The 19,707-nt window shown below is 47.4% G+C and carries 16 protein-coding genes and 2 pseudogenes (1 of these 18 cut by a window edge); 9 read left to right on the forward strand and 9 right to left on the reverse strand.

All coding sequences use genetic code 11. The annotated features are described in order from the left end of the window. From CBP12_RS08740 to CBP12_RS08760, 5 genes and pseudogenes are all read right to left on the reverse strand, one after another. A protein-coding gene (locus CBP12_RS08740) for an ABC transporter ATP-binding protein (RefSeq protein WP_086964090.1) crosses the window boundary here: on the reverse strand, positions 1-35 show its 5' portion. 1,048 nt of this gene lie to the left of the window's left edge; only the first 35 of its 1,083 coding nucleotides appear in the window; its start codon is at positions 33-35; its stop codon lies off the left edge, out of view. Beyond that, positions 32-1,012 carry an ABC transporter ATP-binding protein gene (locus CBP12_RS08745; RefSeq protein WP_086964091.1) on the reverse strand — a complete coding sequence of 327 codons (981 nt, stop codon included), beginning with the start codon at positions 1,010-1,012 and terminating at the stop codon, positions 32-34. Before CBP12_RS08745 ends, CBP12_RS08740 begins: the two co-directional genes overlap by 4 nt. After that, positions 1,012-2,823: an extracellular solute-binding protein gene (locus CBP12_RS08750; RefSeq protein ID WP_232455046.1), complete on the reverse strand. Its 1,812-nt coding sequence runs from the start codon at positions 2,821-2,823 to the stop codon at positions 1,012-1,014. The genes CBP12_RS08745 and CBP12_RS08750 overlap by 1 nt, the downstream gene beginning before the upstream one ends. Before the next feature lie 12 nt (positions 2,824-2,835). Further along, positions 2,836-3,890: pseudogene (locus tag CBP12_RS08755) on the reverse strand (ABC transporter permease). Next, the gene (locus CBP12_RS08760; RefSeq protein WP_086964092.1) at positions 3,883-4,902 is read right to left on the reverse strand and encodes an ABC transporter permease subunit; all 1,020 of its coding nucleotides are present in this window, start codon (positions 4,900-4,902) and stop codon (positions 3,883-3,885) included. The pseudogene CBP12_RS08755 and the gene CBP12_RS08760 overlap by 8 nt, the downstream one beginning before the upstream one ends. Before the next feature lie 241 nt (positions 4,903-5,143). Here CBP12_RS08760 and metN point away from each other — a divergent pair, with 241 nt between their 5' ends. From metN to rfaH, 4 genes are all read left to right on the forward strand, one after another. Further along, positions 5,144-6,187 (forward strand): methionine ABC transporter ATP-binding protein MetN, encoded by a 1,044-nt coding sequence (gene metN, locus CBP12_RS08765; RefSeq protein ID WP_086964093.1) that lies wholly within the window; start codon positions 5,144-5,146, stop codon positions 6,185-6,187. After that, a complete protein-coding gene (locus tag CBP12_RS08770; RefSeq protein WP_086964094.1) occupies positions 6,168-6,821 on the forward strand; it encodes a methionine ABC transporter permease in 654 nt (217 codons plus the stop codon). The genes metN and CBP12_RS08770 overlap by 20 nt, the downstream gene beginning before the upstream one ends. A gap of 16 nt (positions 6,822-6,837) precedes the next feature. Further along, entirely contained in the window at positions 6,838-7,671 is an 834-nt protein-coding gene (gene metQ / locus CBP12_RS08775; protein ID WP_086964095.1) for a methionine ABC transporter substrate-binding lipoprotein MetQ, read from the forward strand. 123 nt (positions 7,672-7,794) lie between these two features. Next, positions 7,795-8,307: a transcription/translation regulatory transformer protein RfaH gene (rfaH, locus tag CBP12_RS08780; RefSeq protein WP_086964096.1), complete on the forward strand. Its 513-nt coding sequence runs from the start codon at positions 7,795-7,797 to the stop codon at positions 8,305-8,307. 18 nt (positions 8,308-8,325) lie between these two features. Here the strand turns inward: rfaH and CBP12_RS08785 are convergent, their stop codons facing one another. From CBP12_RS08785 to arcB, 3 genes are all read right to left on the reverse strand, one after another. After that, positions 8,326-9,498, reverse strand: a complete 1,173-nt coding sequence (locus CBP12_RS08785) for an inverse autotransporter beta domain-containing protein (protein ID WP_157420087.1) — start codon at positions 9,496-9,498, stop codon at positions 8,326-8,328. A gap of 150 nt (positions 9,499-9,648) precedes the next feature. Next, the gene (gene dgt, locus CBP12_RS08790) at positions 9,649-11,037 is read right to left on the reverse strand and encodes a dGTPase (RefSeq protein WP_086964098.1); all 1,389 of its coding nucleotides are present in this window, start codon (positions 11,035-11,037) and stop codon (positions 9,649-9,651) included. Continuing rightward, entirely contained in the window at positions 11,034-13,430 is a 2,397-nt protein-coding gene (gene arcB, locus CBP12_RS08795) for an aerobic respiration two-component sensor histidine kinase ArcB (RefSeq protein ID WP_086964099.1), read from the reverse strand. Before arcB ends, dgt begins: the two co-directional genes overlap by 4 nt. A 184-nt stretch (positions 13,431-13,614) precedes the next feature. Here arcB and mtnN point away from each other — a divergent pair, with 184 nt between their 5' ends. The 4 genes and pseudogenes from mtnN to CBP12_RS08815 all read left to right on the forward strand — a co-directional run bounded on the left by mtnN (position 13,615) and on the right by CBP12_RS08815 (position 16,833). Continuing rightward, entirely contained in the window at positions 13,615-14,313 is a 699-nt protein-coding gene (gene mtnN / locus CBP12_RS08800; RefSeq protein ID WP_086965495.1) for a 5'-methylthioadenosine/S-adenosylhomocysteine nucleosidase, read from the forward strand. A gap of 2 nt (positions 14,314-14,315) precedes the next feature. Then, positions 14,316-15,260, forward strand: coding sequence for a cobalamin biosynthesis protein (locus CBP12_RS08805; RefSeq protein WP_086964100.1), 945 nt, complete (start codon positions 14,316-14,318; stop codon positions 15,258-15,260). After that, entirely contained in the window at positions 15,251-16,141 is an 891-nt protein-coding gene (locus CBP12_RS08810) for a cobalamin-binding protein (RefSeq protein WP_232455047.1), read from the forward strand. The genes CBP12_RS08805 and CBP12_RS08810 overlap by 10 nt, the downstream gene beginning before the upstream one ends. Before the next feature lie 63 nt (positions 16,142-16,204). After that, positions 16,205-16,833, forward strand: a pseudogene (locus CBP12_RS08815) (trimeric intracellular cation channel family protein). A gap of 157 nt (positions 16,834-16,990) precedes the next feature. Here CBP12_RS08815 and tyrS read toward each other — a convergent pair. Further along, complete coding sequence (tyrS, locus tag CBP12_RS08820) at positions 16,991-18,187, reverse strand: tyrosine--tRNA ligase (RefSeq protein ID WP_086964101.1); 1,197 nt, start codon at positions 18,185-18,187, stop codon at positions 16,991-16,993. A gap of 173 nt (positions 18,188-18,360) precedes the next feature. Here tyrS and CBP12_RS08825 point away from each other — a divergent pair, with 173 nt between their 5' ends. Next, positions 18,361-19,659, forward strand: coding sequence for a peptidoglycan DD-metalloendopeptidase family protein (locus tag CBP12_RS08825; protein WP_086964102.1), 1,299 nt, complete (start codon positions 18,361-18,363; stop codon positions 19,657-19,659). Positions 19,660-19,707: the final 48 nt, after the last annotated feature.

Below are 19,707 nucleotides of genomic sequence, written 5' to 3' on the forward strand. Positions count from 1 at the left end.
TCAGCACTGGCTAAGGATGCATTGTGCTCACTCATGACGCGCATTCCTGCCAGTGATGACACCATACCGTATGTAATTCGGCCACTTGCTCTACTTCAGGTTGTTGCTCACAAATGTCACTGCGATATTGGCAGCGATTAGCAAACCGGCAACCGACCCGCTGCTCTTCTAAGCTTGGGACCTGCCCTGGAATAGTCGCTAATTGTGTTTTACTCACTCGATCCAGTCGCGCAATGGAAGCCAGTAGCCCTTGAGTATAGGGATGTGAGGGAGCTTCATAAAGACTGATCACCGGCGCTTGTTCTACGCTACGCCCGGCATACATGACTAATACTTGATCACAAATTTGCGCCACTACTCCAAGATCATGAGTAATAAATATTACCGCCATGCCGTTTTTTTGCTGCAACGCTTTAATAAGATGCAGAATTTGTGCCTGTATAGTCACATCTAAGGCAGTCGTGGGCTCATCGCAAATTAATAAGTCAGGCTCACAAGCCAGCGCCATAGCGATCATCACCCGTTGGCGCATTCCGCCCGAGAGCTGGTGTGGATACGCTTTTAGTCGCGCATTCGCTTCTGGAATTCCCACTTGCTGTAACATCTCTAGTGCGGCTGCTTGTTGCTCGCGTTTCGACATCTGCGGGCGATGCAGTTGATACACTTCCATTAACTGGCGCCCTATCGTATGCACCGGATTAAGGGCAGTCATGGGCTCTTGAAAGATCATGGCAATCTGATTGCCACGCACTTGATAACGCTGCTTAGCAGTTAAGGTTAATAAGTCTTGGTCTTGAAAAAAAGCCTGGCCAGCGACCACTTTTCCGGCAGGTTTTGGCAACAAACCCAGTAAGCTTAAAGCGGTGACACTTTTGCCACAGCCCGACTCCCCCACTAAGCCGAGAGTTTGGCCGGCATAGAGCGTAAAGCTGACATCGTCCACCACTCTAAAACTGCCGGCTTCGGTAGTAAAACTAACAGCTAAATTATCCACCTTAAGCAAGGGATTCATTAATGCTCCTGATGACGCCATGTTTCATCTATTTCTAAAACAGGTTCAAAACGTGTCTTACCCGCAGTCACCTCTTTCTTAAGCTCTTGATCAATCCAAAATAAACCGCCGGTGCTGTAAGGCGCCCCTTCCATTGGCCAAAATAATGACGGTGAATAACGGCTACCTTTACTTTCGGGTAAGCGTACATAGCGCCAATAAGCTTCCCGCGTATAAGGCACTTGGTAGCCGGGAATGAAAATAGCCAGCTCATGAATACGTTGTTGAATTTGGCGAGAAATCGCCGCTTTATCGTCAAGATTCATAGTGACTCTGTATTGCTCGATAAGCTTATCTAGCGAGTCATCGGCAATATTAAACAAGTTATTAGTTTGCGGGATATTGGCATTCGCCGAGTGGAAGAACTCCCAATATTGGGGATACAAGCCGCCACCGGCCCAACCTAACCAAGCAGCCTCGTGTTTTTTCTCTAACATCACCTTAAAGCCACTGGCACCATCGACTAAGTTTAACTGCAAGTCGAGGCCTGCTTTGCGTGCTTCTTCTCGCAAAATAGCTAACCGAGGCGTGTGCTCTTGGGTGGTATAGGTCACGCTTAGGCTTAATACATCGCCCGCTTGATTTTGTAAAAAGCCACTGGGACCTTGTTGATCATAGCCCGCTTCGCTAAATAGCGCTCGCGCTTGTTTAATATCGTATGCTCTGGCCTTGATACCGGCATCGGTAAAGGCATCGTAACCCGTACCAAAGGTATTCATACGTTCATAATCGCCGCGCAAAATAGTATCTAACATACGCTGCATATTAAGTGCATGAGCCATGCCCTTACGGACTCGTACATCACTTAAACGTGGGTGCGCCGTATTCAGATGTAACCCTTGGGCTCCTTGTGGCATGTCGTTATAAAACCAAATACGATTAATTAAGCCTTTTTTATATTCTGGGGTATCGGTTTTATCGTGCCACCATTCGGGCAAGATCAAACCAAAGGTGTCGATATCGCCTTTTAGGAAATGACGATAAGAGATATTAAGATCACGAATTACCGTTAAGCGGATTTCATCGGGGTTAAAGCGGTGCTGATAGTATTTAAGATCATTACCCCACCAATCATCGAGGCGCTTAAAGCTAATAGTGCGCCCTCGCTTTACCTTATCCATCACATACGCGCCCGTCACTGGGACTTGTGACCAGTTATAACGGCGCACCCAATCGTCGGTCAACTCGTAAAAATGCTCAGGCTCGGGCGCCAATCCTAGGGTATTTAATAACTCGCGGGGGCTTTTCTCACTGCCAGCGGTAACCGAGATGGTGTGCTCATCAAAGACGGTGACATCAACAATCTCTTCACTGTAATAGTTATTGTACCAAGGGGCACGTATCACCTCAGAGCGCATCATTTTAAGTGCAAATAAGAAATCAGCACTGGTCACCGGCTTACCGTCAGACCAGCGCGCACTGGGATTTAGTTTAAAATACATGGTTTTATTATCGTCACCAAAGGCCCAATGGGTTGCTAAAGCCGGAATGGGATTTTGTGTCACGGGGTGCAGCGAATATAAGCCCAATTGGTTTTCTAAGATAAAAGAGCGAAAAGCCGTATTAGAATCAGGTCCTACAGTGCGAAAAGTCAACGGGAAGCTTAATAAGCTTAAGTTAAATACGCCGCCGCGCTTAGCCTCAGGCGAGGCAAAAATAGGATCGTCATTATTGGTTTCCCAAGTTAACTCCGAAGGAAGCTCGGCGGCATACGCGCTGCCCAATAACAGCGCCAGCATAGCGACTTTTAACTTTATAAAAAAACGACTCATGCTCTTCCCTGCCTATTCATAACGAGAAAAATGTTTGGGGTCTAAGGCTTCACGAATAGCCTCACCAATAAAAGAGACGGTAATTAATACCAAGGACACAGCTGTCACTACCGAGGCCACAATCCAAGGTGCATCTAAATGGTTCACGCCTTGGCGTAATAACTCTCCCCAGCTAGGAGTGGGGGAGCCAAACCAAAACCAAGATAATCTAGCGCGGTTAGCAATGATATATTCGCCACTACCGTAAAAGGAGCTAGTGTGATTATCATCACTAAGGTGTTGGGGAGAATATGGCGCACAATAATTCGCCCCAAGCTCGCCCCTTGCGCGCGTGCTGCCAGCACATAATCGCGCACTTTTTCTCGGTAAGTGAGCGTACGCATATACCAAGTAATGCCCATCCAGCCAAATAAGACGTTAATTCCCACAAATAGCATAAAGTTAGGTTGGGTAAGGGACACTAAAATCATAATGACATATAGAAATGGTACCTGAGACCAGACTTCAATAAAGCGCTGAAAAAGTAAATCAAACTTGCCGCCCACAAAACCCATCGCACACCCTAACAGTACGCCAATTACATAACTGGCGGTCAAGGCGATAAAGGCAAAGCCCACCGCGGTGCGAAAGCCATATACTAGGCGGGCTAAAATATCTCGCCCTGAACTGTCGGTACCTAAGTAATGACCCTGACTGGCATTGGGCGGCGTTGGCGGATAACCGCTGGCACTGTAATCTTGCTCATAAGCACTCCAAGGGACTAGGGGTAATAACACCCAGTTGTTGGTGCTCTGAGCTTGCTCGGCAAAGAGGGCTTTTAGCTCACGATAATTGGTTTCGTACTGATAGCCTAAGTCGAAAGTATCGCCGGTGATCACTTCCCCGTAGCTAGGGAAATAAAGTTGGCCTTCATAACTGACGATTAATGCGCGGTTGCTGGCCCAAAGTTCGGCAGTCAGTGCTAATAACACCATTAATAAAAACAAACAAAAAGCGTAATAGCCGCGGCGAATACTGCGAAAGCGCCGCCATTTTTTTAAGGTAGCATTGGACAATAACTTAGCCATCAAAGCGCACCCTAGGATCTACCAGCGCCACACAAATATCGGATAAAATATTGCCCACTAACATTAATATTGAAGTGACGGCTAAAATCCCCATCACCACCGGATAATCTCGCTCCACAATAGCTTCATAGCCTAATAGGCCAAGCCCGTCGATATTAAAGATCACTTCAATTAAAAACGAACCAGCAAAAAATACTGAAATCACATTACCAAAGTGGCTAGCGATGGGGATCATGCTGTTACGTAGCGCATGGCGCGTGACTGCTTTATGAAAGGGCAAACCTTTTGCAACTGCAGTGCGTACATAATCGGCAGACAAGTTTTCCATCAGGCTGTTTTTCATGGTCATGGTGAGCACGGCAAAATCGCCAATGGCATAGGCAATCAGCGGTAATAATGCATGATGAAATAAGTTAATGGTTTTCGGCCAAAAACCCTCCAAATAATCAAAGTCATCACCGACAAAGCCCCCCATGGGGAACCAGCCTAACTGAAAAGAAAAAATGGTTAGCAAGAAAATGCCCACCACATAGGCAGGCAGAGCATAACCTGCATAAATCAGCATAGAGGTTATGCTATCAAAGCGGCTGTTATGCTTTAGAGCTTTTAAGATACCCAGCGGGATAGAAACCAGATAGCTCAAAATGAAGGTACAAATACCAAAGAAGGCGGACACCGGCAGCCGCTCTTTTATCAGCTCCCATACTGGTAAAAAATAGCGGCTAGACTCACCCAAATCTAGGGTTACTAATTTAGTTAGCCAGTCGCGATACGCTTCAAATACGGGTTTATCTAAGCCATAAAAGGCCTTGAGTTCGTCGATTTGTTCTGCTGAAAGCACCTGACTGCCACGGGAGCTTTGGCTAAACTCGCTACTTTGCATCTGGCTTTCCATTAACATGCGCTCCACAGGGCCGCCCGGCACAAAGCGAGTAATGGCAAACACCACTAAGGTGATCCCTAAAAAAGTAGGGATCAGCAGCAATAAGCGCCGCAGAAAATACTGTGCCATTGGCTTCCTTCGTTTCCTTCCATGAGCGCGTGGAAATCGCGCTATTAGCACCCTAGCCTATCTAGTTGCAGATAAGCAAGAAAGCTCGCGACTTCTGCTGCTGCCCTTCACGCTAAACTTTCCGTTGACTCAGACATCCGGACGGCTTAGCATCGGCGGTTATTGGTCATACTTTTGTGACTTGTCACTACTAAGGTCTGGTAAAGTAGTGAATAACTAACCCGCAAAGGCCTTTCCTCCGATGATCAAGCTAATCAACATCAATAAACGCTACGGCGACGGCCCGCAAGCGGTGCATGCGGTACGTAATATTAATCTGTCAGTCAGTCCAGGCCAAATTATGGGCGTGATTGGCGAGTCTGGCGCTGGGAAAAGTACGCTGATCCGCTGTGTCAATATGCTAGAGCAGCCTACTTCGGGTCAAGTGTTAGTAGATAACCAAGACTTAACCTTATTGAAAGCCAATCAGTTACCTGCGGCACGGCGCAATATTGGCATGATTTTCCAGCACTTTAACTTGTTATCGTCACGCACCGTATTTGCTAATGTTGCCTTGCCTTTAGAGCTGGCAGGTATGAGTAAGGCAGCTATAAAAAATAGAGTCCATGAACTACTGGAATTAGTGGGCTTAAGCAATCGGGCTCATACTTATCCTAATGCCCTCTCGGGTGGGCAAAAACAACGCGTAGCCATAGCTCGTGCACTGGCGCCTAAGCCAAAAGTACTATTGTGCGACGAAGCGACTTCAGCGCTAGACCCTAATACCACTCACTCTATCTTAAACTTACTTAAAGACTTAAACCGCAAATTAGGGCTCACTATTTTACTGATCACGCACGAGATGCAAGTGGTAAAAAGTATTTGTGACCGAGTCGCGATTATTAGCGACGGTGAGCTTATTGAAGAAGGGGAAGTGGCGTGGTTTTTTGCTAATGCGAAAACAAAGTTAGCGCAACGCTTTATTTCCTCCACCATTAATTTAGCCATTCCACCCGAGTATCAAGCGCGCCTCAGTGCTGAGCCTAGCGCAGAAAGTTTACCCATAGTGCGCTTAGGCTTTAGTGGCGATACGGTCGATAGCCCCCTCATTTCTATTATTAGCCGAGAGCTTAATGTCGATGTCAGCATTTTAAGTGCAGATATGGAGTATGCCGGAGGGGTTAAATTTGGCTTTATGCTGGCTGAACTCGAAGGTAGCCAAGCGCAAACCCAAGCCGCATTGGCTTATCTTCAAGAACATAAAATTCAGGTAGAGGTATTAGGCTATGTCCGACGCCATGATTAACTTACTGTTGTCAGCCCTGTGGGAAACCTTGCTGATGACGTTTGGCTCAGGGCTGATTGCCGGTGTCATTGGTATCCCCTTGGGTATTGCTTTGCACGTCAGTAAGCCTGAGCAAATTTGGCAAAATAAAGCCTTTAATAAAGGCTTGGGCACCTTAGTTAATATAGGACGCTCGGTGCCATTTATTATTTTAATGGTCGCCATCATTCCCTTCACGCGTTTAGTGGCGGGGACCAGTATTGGTACTACAGCGGCCATCGTGCCTTTAACAGTGGCTGCCATACCCTTTGTTGCGCGCTTAATGGAAGCCGCCTTAATGGAAGTGCCAGCAGGGTTAGTGGAAGCCGCCCAAGCCATGGGCGCTAAACGACTACAAATTATTACTAAGGTATTATTGCCAGAAGCGCTGCCTGGCATGCTAAATGGCATTATTATCACGCTGGTTACTCTAGTGAATTATTCTGCTATGGCAGGCGCCATTGGCGGCGGTGGCTTAGGCGATGTGGGGATCCGCTATGGTTATCAGCGCTTTGATGGCCAGATAATGTTAATAACTGTGGTGATGCTCGTCGTATTAGTGCAAATTATCCAAAGTGCCGGTGAACGCCTGGTCACTTATGTGGATCATCGTTGATTAAAAGGAAAGACCAATGAAATTAGGCTTTAAATCTCTTACAACCGTCAGCCTATTAGCTGCAGCCCTCGCCTTAGCTGGTTGTGGTGAGCAAGCAAGTGATAGTGCCAACACCGACCAAGAAAATGCGAAACCACTTCGTCTGGGCGTCATTGCCGGTGCCGAAGAGCAAGTTGCTGAAGTCGCGGCTAAAGTCGCGAAAGAACAATATAATTTAGACGTGGAGCTAGTGGCCTTTAGTGACTATGTTACGCCTAACATTGCGCTCAACGATGGCAGTATCGATATTAATGCCTTTCAGCATCAGCCTTACTTAGATAAGCAAATTGCTGACCGAGGTTATGAGATTACCGCAGTTGGAAAAACGTTTGTTTATCCCATTGCCGCTTACTCTAAAGTTATCCAATCGGTCGATGAATTAGAAGATGGCGCTAAGGTCGCCGTGCCTAATGATCCTACCAACTTAGGACGCAGCTTACTGTTATTAGAACAACAAGGCTTACTAGAAATTAATGATGAGGCGGGCTTAGAAGCCACCCCTTTAGATATCACAGCTAACCCTAAAAATTTAAAAATAGTAGAGTTAGAAGCACCCCAATTACCTCGTTCGTTAGATGATGTGGCGTTTGCCATTATTAACACCACTTATGCTTCACAAATCGACTTATTGCCCGAGCGCGATGGCTTATTTGTAGAAGATAAAGACTCTCCCTACACCAACCTTATCGTCGCGCGCAAAGATAACCAAGATGACGAGCGTATCCAAACGTTTGTTAAAGCGTACCAAAGCGATGAAGTGTATGAAGCGGCAAAAGTCTTGTTTAAAGGTGGCGTAGTAAAAGGCTGGTAATAGATAGATAGCTAAATAAGCTTCTTACTTCATAATAAGTTCGTCTAAAGGTCACGCCACAGCGTGGCCTTTTTATATGGGGCTGTCATAATAAAGATCAGATTTATTTAGTAAGAGCTTAGTATGCACAAATGGTATTTGGCGCAGTGTCGGCCTCGTGAAGAGGAACGCGCCTTACAAAACCTAAGCAATCAAGGCATAGACGCCTTTTATCCTTATGCCGAAGTTAAAAAGCGCCAGCGCAACAAGCTAGTGACACGTGTAGAAGCCTTATTTCCTGGTTATCTGTTTGTGCGAGCAGATCTCGATATAGTGAGTGTCACGACCATTAGCTCCACGCGAGGCGTGCGCAGTTTAGTACGCTTTGGCGGCGGACCTTGTGTGGTGCCAAGCCACCTTGTGTACGATTTAATGGCGCATTGTGACAGTGATGCGCTGCGCGAGCAGTTAAGTGACTTGCCTAAAGCGGGAGAAAAAGTACGTATTGAGCAAGGACCTTTTAGTGGTTTAGAAGCCATTTATGTCCAAGCGGATGGCGATACTCGCGCTATTTTATTACTCACGCTCTTACAAAAAGAAACTCGCACCAGCTTTGCTAATCAAGAATTTTCTAAAGTGCTTAAGCCTGCTAAATAATAACCCTACTCTTTTGTTTTAACGCTGCTCAAGAACTAACACTGAGTGATGCTGTAGCGGTTGGTAGCTTTGATAATCACTGCTTTGCTGGGTATTTTTCCACCATAAGCCAGGTTTTAGACTAATAGGCAGCTCAACCCCTAAACGAAAACGGGTTTCAAACTTGTCTTTACTATTGCTAAGTACGGAGCTTTGCAGGCGAAGGATTTGCCAAGGTGCATAATTGAGCGACCATTTTCTTGACATAGTCGCCTTATATTTATCACCACTACCATACAAATTAAGCCGTTTTCCTTGCCACTGATAAAATTGACTCGACACACTTAAGCCCGGCAGCCAATCTAAACGGCCTTCACCAAACACCACTTGTCCGGCGGCAGCGCGCTCAAACTGACCCGCTTGCTGCTGCCAGCCCGATAAAGGGTAATAGCGTCCCGCACCCAGCGTCCAGTCGGGCTTGGAGACATATAATAATAAACCCCCTCTTTGATGCTCCCAGCTGGATTGATAATCCATTACCGGCTCTAAGTGTACATACGTCTGGGGTGTTAGCGCGTGCTCGATATTAAGGCCGGCTTGATAAGTAAGGCGCTGATCACGATAGTCAACGCCCACCTCCCCTTGTACTTGCTTAGTTAAGGGCAAGGCGAAACGACTATTAAACAACAACTCTTTATCAAATAGGGGTAACTGATAATCCCAACTCCAATGCTCTGGGCTGCCCCACAATAAATCACTGAGCTGTGCTGAGCCAAAGGATAAAGTGCTATCCGCCCAATGGCTGCTTTGCTGCTCTAAAAATTTATCTAACTTATCATCGGCGGCGGCTTTAGCCGCACTGGCTAGGGTTAGTTGCAGCTGGCTTGCTCTAGGCGCTTGCTTAGGATTAGGCCGCCCAAGCTGTGGAAGAGAGCTCTCATAAGAGGCAGACTTAGCCGTTGTTGGTGTTGGTGCTGGTTTTGATACTGTGGCAGCCACTGTAGGCTGATAGCTAATAGATAACGTCTTAGCGTGAGTAGGGAGTGGCGATGATATAACTTCTGAGCTAGGCAACCATATCCACTCGCCAGCGCTGAGCGGCGTCATAAAGCGCGCTTGGTTATAGCGAACCCGCAATTGGCGCTCACTAAGTTGATAACGCGCGGCCAGCACTGGCCAGGTTTCTCCTGCTTGCACTTGGTGTAATTTCATTTCTGGCCTTTTGGCGTGCACCGCAAAGCTGACCGCCATCAAGCAAGCCATTATTAGCCTCAAGGCCTGCCCTTTAGCGAGTGGCAAAAAATGCATAACTGCCAAGCTGCTGTTCATGGTTATGCTTTAGATCTCCTTATTAACAGTGAGCTAGCGCTGAAAACCACACAACAAACGGTATTCTTCTAACACATAGGTATCGGTCATGCCACTAACAAAGTCTAACAACAAGCGTACTCGAAAATACCACTCGCGCTCACTGGCTTGTTCAAACCAAGGGGCCTGCTGGCTATCTCTTTTATAGGCAGCAAGATGGCGCGGTGGCAAGCGGTGATATAAACGGCGCAATAATAAGCCTTGAGCATCTTGGCGACGTTCAAGGCTAGTAAACTCCTCGCCCGACAGTGCTAATAAGGGAGCAAATACCTCTAATATACCTTTTAAAGCAGCAAAACCGGCCAGCTCTAGCGCTTCTACCTCTCGGTGTTTAAAGACACTCTGGTGAGCAAAATCTTTTAGCCACTGTAAAGCCTGTGCGGCGGGCTGTTCCACTACCAGCAAAGGTTGGCCATGACTGCCATCTAAAATGGCACTGTGATGCAATAAGTACTGCTCACTCACTAATAGTAATAAGTCATCATTCAGTTGTTGGCGAAAGCGACTAAAAAAGCCTGCTTGTTGTGCGTTGGCTTGGCGAAAGTTGTGTTGTAAATAATCATTTCCCTCGCGCAATATCGCTTGCTCTAACTCCACTAGCGTTAGCACACCGCGATCGACGGCATCTTCTAAGTCGGCCACGCCATAGGCCATGTCATCCGCCGCTTCCATTAAAAAAGTCAGCGGATAGCGCCCGTGAGTTGTGCTTGGGAAATGCTGCCTAATTTGTTGCACTAAGGGGCGCTCACTAAAGTAATGCCCCGGTTTTTGGCGCCACGCCCCCTTATTTTTGCTCACACTGGGTGCCTGGTAGGCGCCGCGCACGTATTTTTGCAACGCCGCTAGCTGGCTTAAGGTCAGGTTTAAGTCTTGGAGGCTATGCAATAAGCGCAAGCTTTGCGCATTGCCTTCAAACTGTTGCAGATCCGCTAGCAACATGGGCCATTGCCGTGAGCCTTTGCCCACGGCTTTTTTAAAAAGCGCCGGCAAGTGGCTACGCAACCAGTCAATTAGCACCACTTCACCAAAGTGGCCAAAGGGAGGGTTGCCCACATCGTGTAGCAGACAGGCCATTTCCACTAAGCTCACAAAGGCTTGTTTATCGGCCCCGTCTTCTTGGGCGCTAGGCGAAAGCTTAGCTAACACTAATAAGGCGAGTTGGCGGCCGGTTTCTTTTACTTCCAGTGAGTGAGTTAAGCGACTGCGCACTGAGGCTTTCACATCTAAGGGAAAGACTTGGGTCTTTTGTTGTAAGCGACGTACCGGCGAGCATTGCACTATGCGCCCTCGATCAGCTTCAATAGCGCTCAGCGCAGAGCTTAGTGCTTGATCATTGGCGCTATCTTGACGGGTACTGGTAATAAAAGGCTGATAGTTTTTCATAAGCGTTGCTCAAGCCAATGGCGTAGTGTCGCTAAGTCACTCGGCAAGTGATGGTTTAGCTCTGCAGTCCAGTTAGGCATAGTTTGCCACCAGTTTTCTTGCTCAGGCGTTTGGATCAGCTGAGCGAGTTGCTGAATACGTTTTAGCCCCACCGAGCCCGCCGCTCCTTTTATTTTATGAGCTTCTTCTACTATTTCGGTTTGCTGTTTCGCGCTCACAAAATCGTTAAGTTTTTGTAAATAATCACTCGCCATGGTGTCGAGCATATCCACACTAGAGAGCAAAATGCGCGCGCCTACCGTATCCACATAATCATTTAAAAAAACACAATCTAGCACCTTATCTTGCTCACTTGGCTCGAGGCGCTCGTTAATAAAAGCGTGCGCTAGCGCGGGCTGTGTTTGGTCAGGTGCAGGCATGTTGGCCAATAGTCGCTCTCGGCTACTGACTCTGGGTTTATGGGCAAAAAAGCGCGCCAGCACCCCTTTAATGGCTTTAGATGACAACGGCTTACTAATGGCATCGTCCATACCTTTAGCCAAATATTCTTGCTTATCACTAATGACATTGGCCGTTAGCGCCACTAACGGCGGTAAACTGTGCCCTTGGCTAAGTGCTTGCTCGCGCAAGCGCTTAGCAATATCAAAGCCGGTCATATCTGGCAGCTGAATATCTAAAAATACTAAGTCAAAGTCTTGTTTGCTTAAGTGCTCAAAAGTTTGTTTACCATCACGAGCGACTGTGACTTGGTGGCCAAGCTTTTCTAATAAAGCACACGCCACGGTCACGTTGAGCTCGACATCTTCAACTAATAACACCGATAAGCAGGGCAGATCAGCCACCACAGGATCGTCTATCGGTGCCGTAGTTCTTGGCACTGTAATGGTAATGCTAAAGCAGGAGCCTTCATTAGGTTCGCTATCTAGTTCAATAGTGCCGCGCATCGCCTCAACCAGCTGCTTAGAGACGGCTAGGCCAATGCCAGTGCCGGTGGCGTATTTATCTCCCTCCACCTGAAAGTACAACGCAAAAATTTGCTGTTGTAGACTAAGCGGAATACCAATACCGGTATCCTCAATATCAAAGCGCAAGGTGATCTCACCCACCATCAGCTCATCGGCCATACAGCGAATGGTAACCCCTCCTTCATCGGTAAACTTCACCGCATTGCCTACCAAGTTCCACAGCACTTGGCGCAACCGAGTACCATCGGCCATGATCCAGTCGGGAATGTCACCGTCACGATCAAAATGTAAATACAGCCCTTTTTGTTCGGCTTGTAAGCGCGCTAAGCTTTCTAAGTCATCTAAAAAGCCTGGAAAATCCATTGGCTCCGGTGCCAGCTCAAGGCGGCTACGATCAATTTTATCGAGATCGATAATGTCGTTAAAAATATTACCCAAAGTCACAGCACTAAAGTGAATGGTTTTCATGTGCTGGCGCTGCTCTTTTGCTAGTTTTGTGGCGAGCAAAATACGGCTTAACCCTACAATGCCATTGAGTGGCGTGCGCAATTCATGGCTAATGGTCGAGATAAAAGTGGTTTTATCTCGACTGGCTTTCTCTAACTCTTCTTGGTAGCGCTTGCGCTCTGTAATATCTCGGCCAAAGCCCAATAAGCCTAGGCGTTTACCATTGCGATCAAAAAAGGGCACTTTGCGAAGCTCAAAACAGGCGCGGCGCAGATCAGGGTATTGCAGCCATTGCTCATAAGTTTGGCTTTCGTTGCGGGCAAAGACTTCTTTATCAGTCTCTACCACTTTTTCCGCCACATCGGCCGGGTACACATCATAGGGCGTTAAGCCAATCAGCTCTTTTTCTTGCTTACCTAATAAATTTTCCATGGCGCGATTACAGCCAGAAAACTCTTCTCGTTCGTTGCGGTAATAAACAAGATCCGGCGAGGTATCAATAAAAGAGCGCAACAAAGCAAGACGCTCTTGAGACTCCATTTGCGCTTTTTCTCGTTGGTAGACTTCCGCCTCTAAGTCTTCAATGGCTTGGTCGCGGCCAGTTTCTGCTTTATGAGTTTCTTCTATTTGCTTATTTAGCAGTTCTATTTTTTCTTGTAATTCATTATTAAGCTCAAGATCGCGCTCACGCATTTGTTGTAAGCGCTGCACCAAACGGCTAAGGCGCTGGCGCGAGTCTTCTAATTGATCAACCACCACCGATAAGAAATACACCGCCCACGGCGTGACTAATAAGCCAAAGAATACCGAGCGTACTAAATCCACTGACTCAACATTGCCGCGTAAAAATAACGTGACTCCCACTTGGATAAAAATGGCCAATAAAATGATACACGCAGCCAGCACTATGCTAAATCGCACTATGCCAAGCTTAGTCATTAGGTCTACGTAATATTGGGCCCAAGTTTTTATGGGTTTCATGACGTTTTTCCATCCGTGAGAGATAAAAGTAGGATACCGACTTAGCGCGGTGAAAACCAAGCTTTAGACAAGCACTGGCCGCGGTTCACTGCCGACCTTGTTAGGTGAAGCTATTTTCTATGATCGGCCTTTCGCTATGATGATGATAAACTGGCCTATATTTTTTATGACTAGAGCATCTATTATGACAATTGGCATTATCGGCGCCATGGAACAAGAAGTCGCCACTTTACGCGCAAACTTAACAGACGCCCACACCATCACAGTGGCCGGCTGTGAGTTTTATCAAGGCACCCTTAATGGTCAAGCAGTGGTGCTCACCCGCTCTGGTATTGGCAAAGTGGCGGCCAGCATGGCCACTACTATTTTATTAGAGCGCTTCTCTCCCACCGCCGTTATTAATACTGGCTCCGCTGGCGGCTTTGATCCTAGCCTTACCATTGGAGATGTCATTATTTCTAGTGAAGTGCGTTTTCATGATGTCGACGTCACTGCCTTTGGCTATGAAATAGGACAAATGGCGCAGCAACCCGCAGCCTTTGTGGCAGATGAGCAATTAATCGCGCTAGCGCAAGCCTGCTTAAAAGAGCAAAATGAAATTAACTCCGCACTGGGCTTAATTTGTACCGGTGATCAGTTTATGCATCGAGAAGATCAATTACGCCACGCCACTACTCAATTCCCGTTAATGAAAGCCTGTGACATGGAAGCCGCTGCCATTGCCCAAGTGTGCCATCAATTTGCAGTCCCCTTTGTCGTGGTACGTGCACTTTCCGACATAGCCGGTAAAGAACAAGCGCAATCTTTTGAAGCTTTCTTAGAAGTGGCCGCCCATCACTCCTCACTAATGGTGCAAGCCATGCTTGCCCGTTTAGCGCACTAACCATGCTACATCTAGCGCTGCTAGAGCAGCCGGTGGCCTTACTCACCTTAGCTATTTTACTTAGTCTTGCTTTGCCCGCCACTCGGCTACAAGCACTCTTAGTAGAAGGGTTGCAGCGCTTAGGTCGCAGACTAAACGGCACTCGCTACCAGCCTCGTTATCTAAAGTTTGCCGGCAGCGCCGCTATGTTGTGTTTATTGCTGCCCTTATTAGCCACTTATTGGGCATTGGCGGTCTTGGCACCTTGGCCGCATTTGCTTGAGCCTTTGCTATTGTGGTGTTGCCTAGACTTAGGGCGCCTTAGTCGCATTGTGCCCAGTGTGCTTGGTTACAGCCAGAGTAATAAACCGCTTGCCCGCCTAAGTTTGGCGCCAATTTGCTTACGTAATACCGACCCTCTCTCACCCTTGGGCTTATATAAAGCGCTAGCCGAGGTGAGCTTATTACGCTTAGCAACTGACTTTGCGCTACTGGTTTGCTATTTAGCCGGGGGGATTTATCTGGCCTTATTTTTTGGTTTGCTGCGTTATCTGGTACAAGCTTGGCCTTATAAATTAGTTCAGTGGCGCGCCTTTGGTATGCTGCCCTCTTATGCTTATCGACTGTTAGCTTGGTTACCCTTTCAACTATTAACGCTCAGTCTGTTTTTATATCCTGGCTCCTTGCGCGCGATGAAAGCTTGGCCTCAGGGTAAACTATGGGGCTATAGCGCAAGTGGGCGCTTATTAGCTGTTGCGGCTGGCGGAGTCAATGTTGGACTAGGCGGCCCCCGTCGCTATACAGAGGCCACCGATTACTATCCCAAGCTAGGTACTGCGCAATATATTAATGAAGTAGCCACGCGCGCCTTATTATGGCGTGTGGTTATTATTTTTATATTTTGGCTCTCGCTGGCGTGGGCTTATCTGCTTATTCCTTTAGTTCAAGACTCGCAATTATGGCCTTAAAGGGTTCTGCACCCCGCGCTGTTAAAGTGGCGTTATTATTGTATATGGCAGTGAGCGCGCCCGCGCTCGCTGATACTTCGTTTTCGGGCCTAAAAAATGGCCAGCATTTAAAAGATAAACCTGCTCAGCGAATTATTACTATTGTGCCTCATGCTACCGAGTTGCTGTTTGCTATTGGTGCGGGCAGCCAAGTTATCGCCACCGATGAAGCCAGCGACTATCCCGCTGGCGCTAAGACACTGCCTAAAGTAGCTAACTACCGCTCCCTGAATACTGAGCGTATTTTAGCGCTGCAACCCGACTTAATTGTGGCTTGGGGCGCCGCTCAGCAGCAAGCGGTACAACCGCTAGTGCAATTAGGCATTGCGGTATTTTTATCAGAGCCCGCCACCTTTAAAGACTTAAGTACCGAGCTTAAAAAGCTAGGTGAGCTAACCGGCCATAGCACACAAGCCGCCAAGGTAATTAATGATTATGAACATGCCTTGGCACAATTAAGCGCAACCTTTGAGCAGCGCCGCCCCGTGCGAGTTTTTTACCAAGTAGCAGAAGTGCCGCTCATGTCGGCTAATAATAGCACTTGGATGGGACAAGCGGTGCGTATGTGTGGTGGGGAAAATATTATGGCGCAAAGCCTTGCGCCCTATCCGCAGGTGAATGTAGAGCAAGTGATTGCACAAAATCCTGAAGCGATAGTGGGCGCCAGTGCGGCTGAGCTTAAGCATTGGCAGCAATGGCCGATGCTCAGTGCGGTACAAAACCAGCATTTGCTGAGCATAGATGCTAATTTATTGCATCGTTTTGGGCCGCGGATAACTCAAGGTATCACTCAGCTTTGCCAACAATTAGAGGCCGTGCGCAGCGCTTCTTCCATTGATTGAGTTCATCTAAGTGCCTCTATACAATAGCGCTCTTTTTTTAGCTTTTTAATAAGGTAGTCACGAATGCAGCCCTTGGTTGAGTCGGTGTTTTACTGGAGTGATCTGTTTGGCACGGCTGTATTCGCCTTTTCTGGCGTACTGGTGGCGGGACGTTTGCGCATGGATGGCTTTGGCGTCATCGTGCTGGCCGCCGTTACCGCTATTGGCGGCGGCACCATTCGCGACCTCATTATCCGCGCCGATCAGGTATTTTGGACGGCAGATACGCTGTATTTATGGGTAATTTTGGTAACTGCCTTATTAGGGCAATACATAGCAACCTTACCAAGGCGCTTACCTTGGTATATTTTACCTCTCGCCGACGCCTTTGGCTTAGCCACCTTTACTATTATCGGTACCGATAAAGCCCTCACTTATGGTACTTCGGGCATGGTAGCGGTAGTGATGGGCGTGATCACAGGAGTAGCAGGGGCATGATCCGTGATGTGTTAGCTCGCGAAGTACCCATGGTGTTACAGCGCGAAATTTATGCTACTGCCTGTATCTTAGGCGGCGTGCTTTATACCGGCTCTTTAGCGCTGGGCGTAGCGCCGTTATTGGCTACTCTCTTCGGCATGGCAGGTACCTTTATCTTAAGAGTGGCGGCGATTCGTTGGCATTTATCACTACCGGCGTTTTCACTTAATCGGTGAGGCATGAGGCGAAGTTTTAAACACACTATTAGAATGTGCAGCAAGGTTTGTGGCGCAAAGTAACAAGGCCTCCAATGGGGAGGCCTTTTTTGTGCTTGGGCGTAAAATACTAACACCTCAGTCTACAAATTCGGTGTATGACTCCTCACCATTTCCCTCACCCTAAAGTCACCTTAGCGAACTTACGCTTACCCACTTGATACACGGCGCTCCCTGCCTTCACTACTAACTTAGTATCCTCTAACTTATCGCCATCTATCTTAACCGCACCTTGTTTGATCATGCGCAGCGCCTCAGAAGTGGAAGCCACTAGGCCTGCTTCTTTCAAGAGATTCGCGATGGCCATGCCGCCTGCTTTAGCATTTAAGCTTAGCTCTGGTACTTCATCAGGAATGGCATTTTTTTGAAAACGGTTAATAAAGTCTTGATGGGCCTGCTCGGCGGCGGCGTCATCGTGGTAGCGGCTAATTATTTCTTTAGCGAGCAAAATTTTAATATCGCGCGGGTTAGCGCCCTGCGCAACTTGTTGTTTAAGGCCGGCCAGTTCTTCTAAGCTTAAGCGAGATAACAACTCAAAGTAGCGCCACATTAGCTCATCAGACAACGACATGATTTTGCCAAACATCTCACCCGGCGCTTCATCTACGCCAATGTAGTTGTGAGCTGACTTAGACATTTTCTTCACGCCATCTAAGCCTTCAAGTAAGGGCATGGTAATCACCACTTGCGCCGCTTGGCCCGCTTCTTTTTGTAACTCACGGCCCATTAATAAATTAAATTTCTGATCGGTCCCGCCAAGCTCAATATCCGCCTTTAATGCGACTGAGTCATGGCCTTGCAATAAGGGATAGATAAATTCATGAATGGCAATCGACTGGCCGCTGGCATAGCGTTTTTTAAAGTCATCACGCTCTAACATCCGCGCCACCGTCAGCTGAGAGGCCAGTTTGATCATGCCACTTGCGCCTAACTCACCTAACCAAGTGGAGTTATAAACAATCTCAGTTTTATCGGCATCTAGCACCTTAAATGCTTGCTCAGCGTAGGTTTTGGCATTTTCTAACACTTGTTCGCCGGTGAGTGGCGGGCGTGTGGTGTTTTTACCACTGGGATCACCGACTTGGGCGGTAAAGTCGCCAATGAGCAATAACACATGGTGACCTAAGTCTTGAAATTGGCGCAACTTGTTAAGGATAACCGTGTGGCCTAAATGAATATCTGGTGCCGTAGGATCCATGCCCAACTTCACACGCAGTGGTCGGCCCAGTTTGAGCTTAGCAATCAGCTCATCTTCAACCAATATTTCTTCTACACCACGCTTAATTTCAGCCAGTGCCGTTTCTAGTTCGGACATGACAACTATACTCCTGTGCTGTGCACCTAAAATAGCAATTACGTAGTGCTCGCCACTCGAAATGACTATTTAGATAAATCGAACAAAATAAGGCGAGCATATTACTGGAATGGCAGATAAATTGGAAAGCCTGTAAAATCTTTACCACTTTTTCGGAAGAGCTATTACTACTCATGATTAAACACTTCCAACAGTTTCCGCGACCGCATAAGGTCGCTATTTCAGTATTAAGCGTCTTGGTTGGCCTATTATCTTTAGCCCCCTCAGAGTCCGCACAAGCTGGCCGTGCTCAGCCCACCACTGTCATTTTAGAGCAAGTTGGCGAGCGCCAGCCTCTTACTTTATCCCTTGATTTAGTCGACACCGCCACTACTCAAGCCCCGGTATTAGTACAAGAGCGTACCGTCCAAGTGCGCAGTGGTGATACCCTATCGGCCATCTTTTCCCGTAATGGCTTACCTTCCACGCTCTTACATGACATTAATCAGCTTAACGGCGTGGCCAGCGAGCTCGCGAAACTCTACCCCGGTAAAATTCTCACTTTCGGTTTTGATGCAGAGCATCAATTTAAGAGTTTGCACTATCCATTAGATAACAGCCGCAGCTTACATATCAACTACACCAGTGAGGGACTTAGCTCACACATAGAACAAGCGGAGCTTGAAAAAAGAACGGAGTTTGCTCAGGCCACTGTTAGCTCTAACTTTTGGAATGCCGCCGCTGGCGCGGGCCTTAGCCCTAATCAAATTATGAGCTTGGCTGGCATGTTCGCTTGGGACGTGGACTTTGCTTTAGATATCCGCACTAATGACAATTTTACCGTTTTATATGAGCAGTATTTTAAAGACGGCATTTTAGTTAGCACCGGCAATATATTGGCAGCCTCTTTTACTAATCAGGGCAAAGTATACCAAGCGATTCGCCATCAAGATGGTAACTATTACTCCCCAGAGGGGCGCTATATGCGCAAGAGCTTTTTAAGAGCCCCCGTCAACTTTTCTCATATTAGCTCTAACTTTAACCCAAGACGTTTGCATCCGGTTACCGGTCAAGTCAAACCTCACCGTGGCATCGACTATGCCGCCCGTACTGGAACGCCAGTGGTGGCCGCCGGTAATGGCGTAGTAGTAGAGTCTGGTTTTAGCCGCTTTAATGGCAACTATGTGGTGATCCGCCACGACAGCACCTACACCACTAAATATTTGCACTTACATCAGCGCAAAGTTAATAAAGGAGAAAAAGTTAAGCAAGAACAGCAAATTGGCACGGTAGGGGCCACCGGACGGGTAACAGGGCCGCATTTACACTATGAGTTTCTAGTCAATGGCATTCATAAAGACCCTAAAAGCGTCGATCTTCCACAAGCGGCATTTTTATCGCCTGCTGAATTAGCGGTCTTTAAGCCCAAAGCCAAGCGCCTGATGGCACAGCTGTCAAAAGTGAGTGATATTATGCTGGCGCGCAATCCCTAGCTACTTTTAGTATCTGCACTAAACGGGAAGCTAAAATTAAAACTAACA

Origin of the sequence: Oceanisphaera avium (assembly GCF_002157875.1) — a bacterium.
GTDB lineage: Bacteria > Pseudomonadota > Gammaproteobacteria > Enterobacterales > Aeromonadaceae > Oceanimonas > Oceanimonas avium.

Bases quoted from the DNA above. Each gene is read 5' to 3' on its own strand.
- CBP12_RS08745 (WP_086964091.1), bottom strand. From the start codon at position 1,012: ATGAATCCCTTGCTTAAGGTGGATAATTTAGCTGTTAGTTTTACTACC.
- CBP12_RS08750 (WP_232455046.1), bottom strand. From the start codon at position 2,823: ATGAGTCGTTTTTTTATAAAGTTAAAAGTCGCTATGCTGGCGCTGTTA.
- CBP12_RS08760 (WP_086964092.1), bottom strand. From the start codon at position 4,902: ATGGCACAGTATTTTCTGCGGCGCTTATTGCTGCTGATCCCTACTTTT.
- metN (WP_086964093.1), top strand. From the start codon at position 5,144: ATGATCAAGCTAATCAACATCAATAAACGCTACGGCGACGGCCCGCAA.
- CBP12_RS08770 (WP_086964094.1), top strand. From the start codon at position 6,168: ATGTCCGACGCCATGATTAACTTACTGTTGTCAGCCCTGTGGGAAACC.
- metQ (WP_086964095.1), top strand. From the start codon at position 6,838: ATGAAATTAGGCTTTAAATCTCTTACAACCGTCAGCCTATTAGCTGCA.
- rfaH (WP_086964096.1), top strand. From the start codon at position 7,795: ATGCACAAATGGTATTTGGCGCAGTGTCGGCCTCGTGAAGAGGAACGC.
- CBP12_RS08785 (WP_157420087.1), bottom strand. From the start codon at position 9,498: ATGAAATTACACCAAGTGCAAGCAGGAGAAACCTGGCCAGTGCTGGCC.
- dgt (WP_086964098.1), bottom strand. From the start codon at position 11,037: ATGAAAAACTATCAGCCTTTTATTACCAGTACCCGTCAAGATAGCGCC.
- arcB (WP_086964099.1), bottom strand. From the start codon at position 13,430: ATGAAACCCATAAAAACTTGGGCCCAATATTACGTAGACCTAATGACT.
- mtnN (WP_086965495.1), top strand. From the start codon at position 13,615: ATGACAATTGGCATTATCGGCGCCATGGAACAAGAAGTCGCCACTTTA.
- CBP12_RS08805 (WP_086964100.1), top strand. From the start codon at position 14,316: ATGCTACATCTAGCGCTGCTAGAGCAGCCGGTGGCCTTACTCACCTTA.
- CBP12_RS08810 (WP_232455047.1), top strand. From the start codon at position 15,251: ATGGCCTTAAAGGGTTCTGCACCCCGCGCTGTTAAAGTGGCGTTATTA.
- tyrS (WP_086964101.1), bottom strand. From the start codon at position 18,187: ATGTCCGAACTAGAAACGGCACTGGCTGAAATTAAGCGTGGTGTAGAA.
- CBP12_RS08825 (WP_086964102.1), top strand. From the start codon at position 18,361: ATGATTAAACACTTCCAACAGTTTCCGCGACCGCATAAGGTCGCTATT.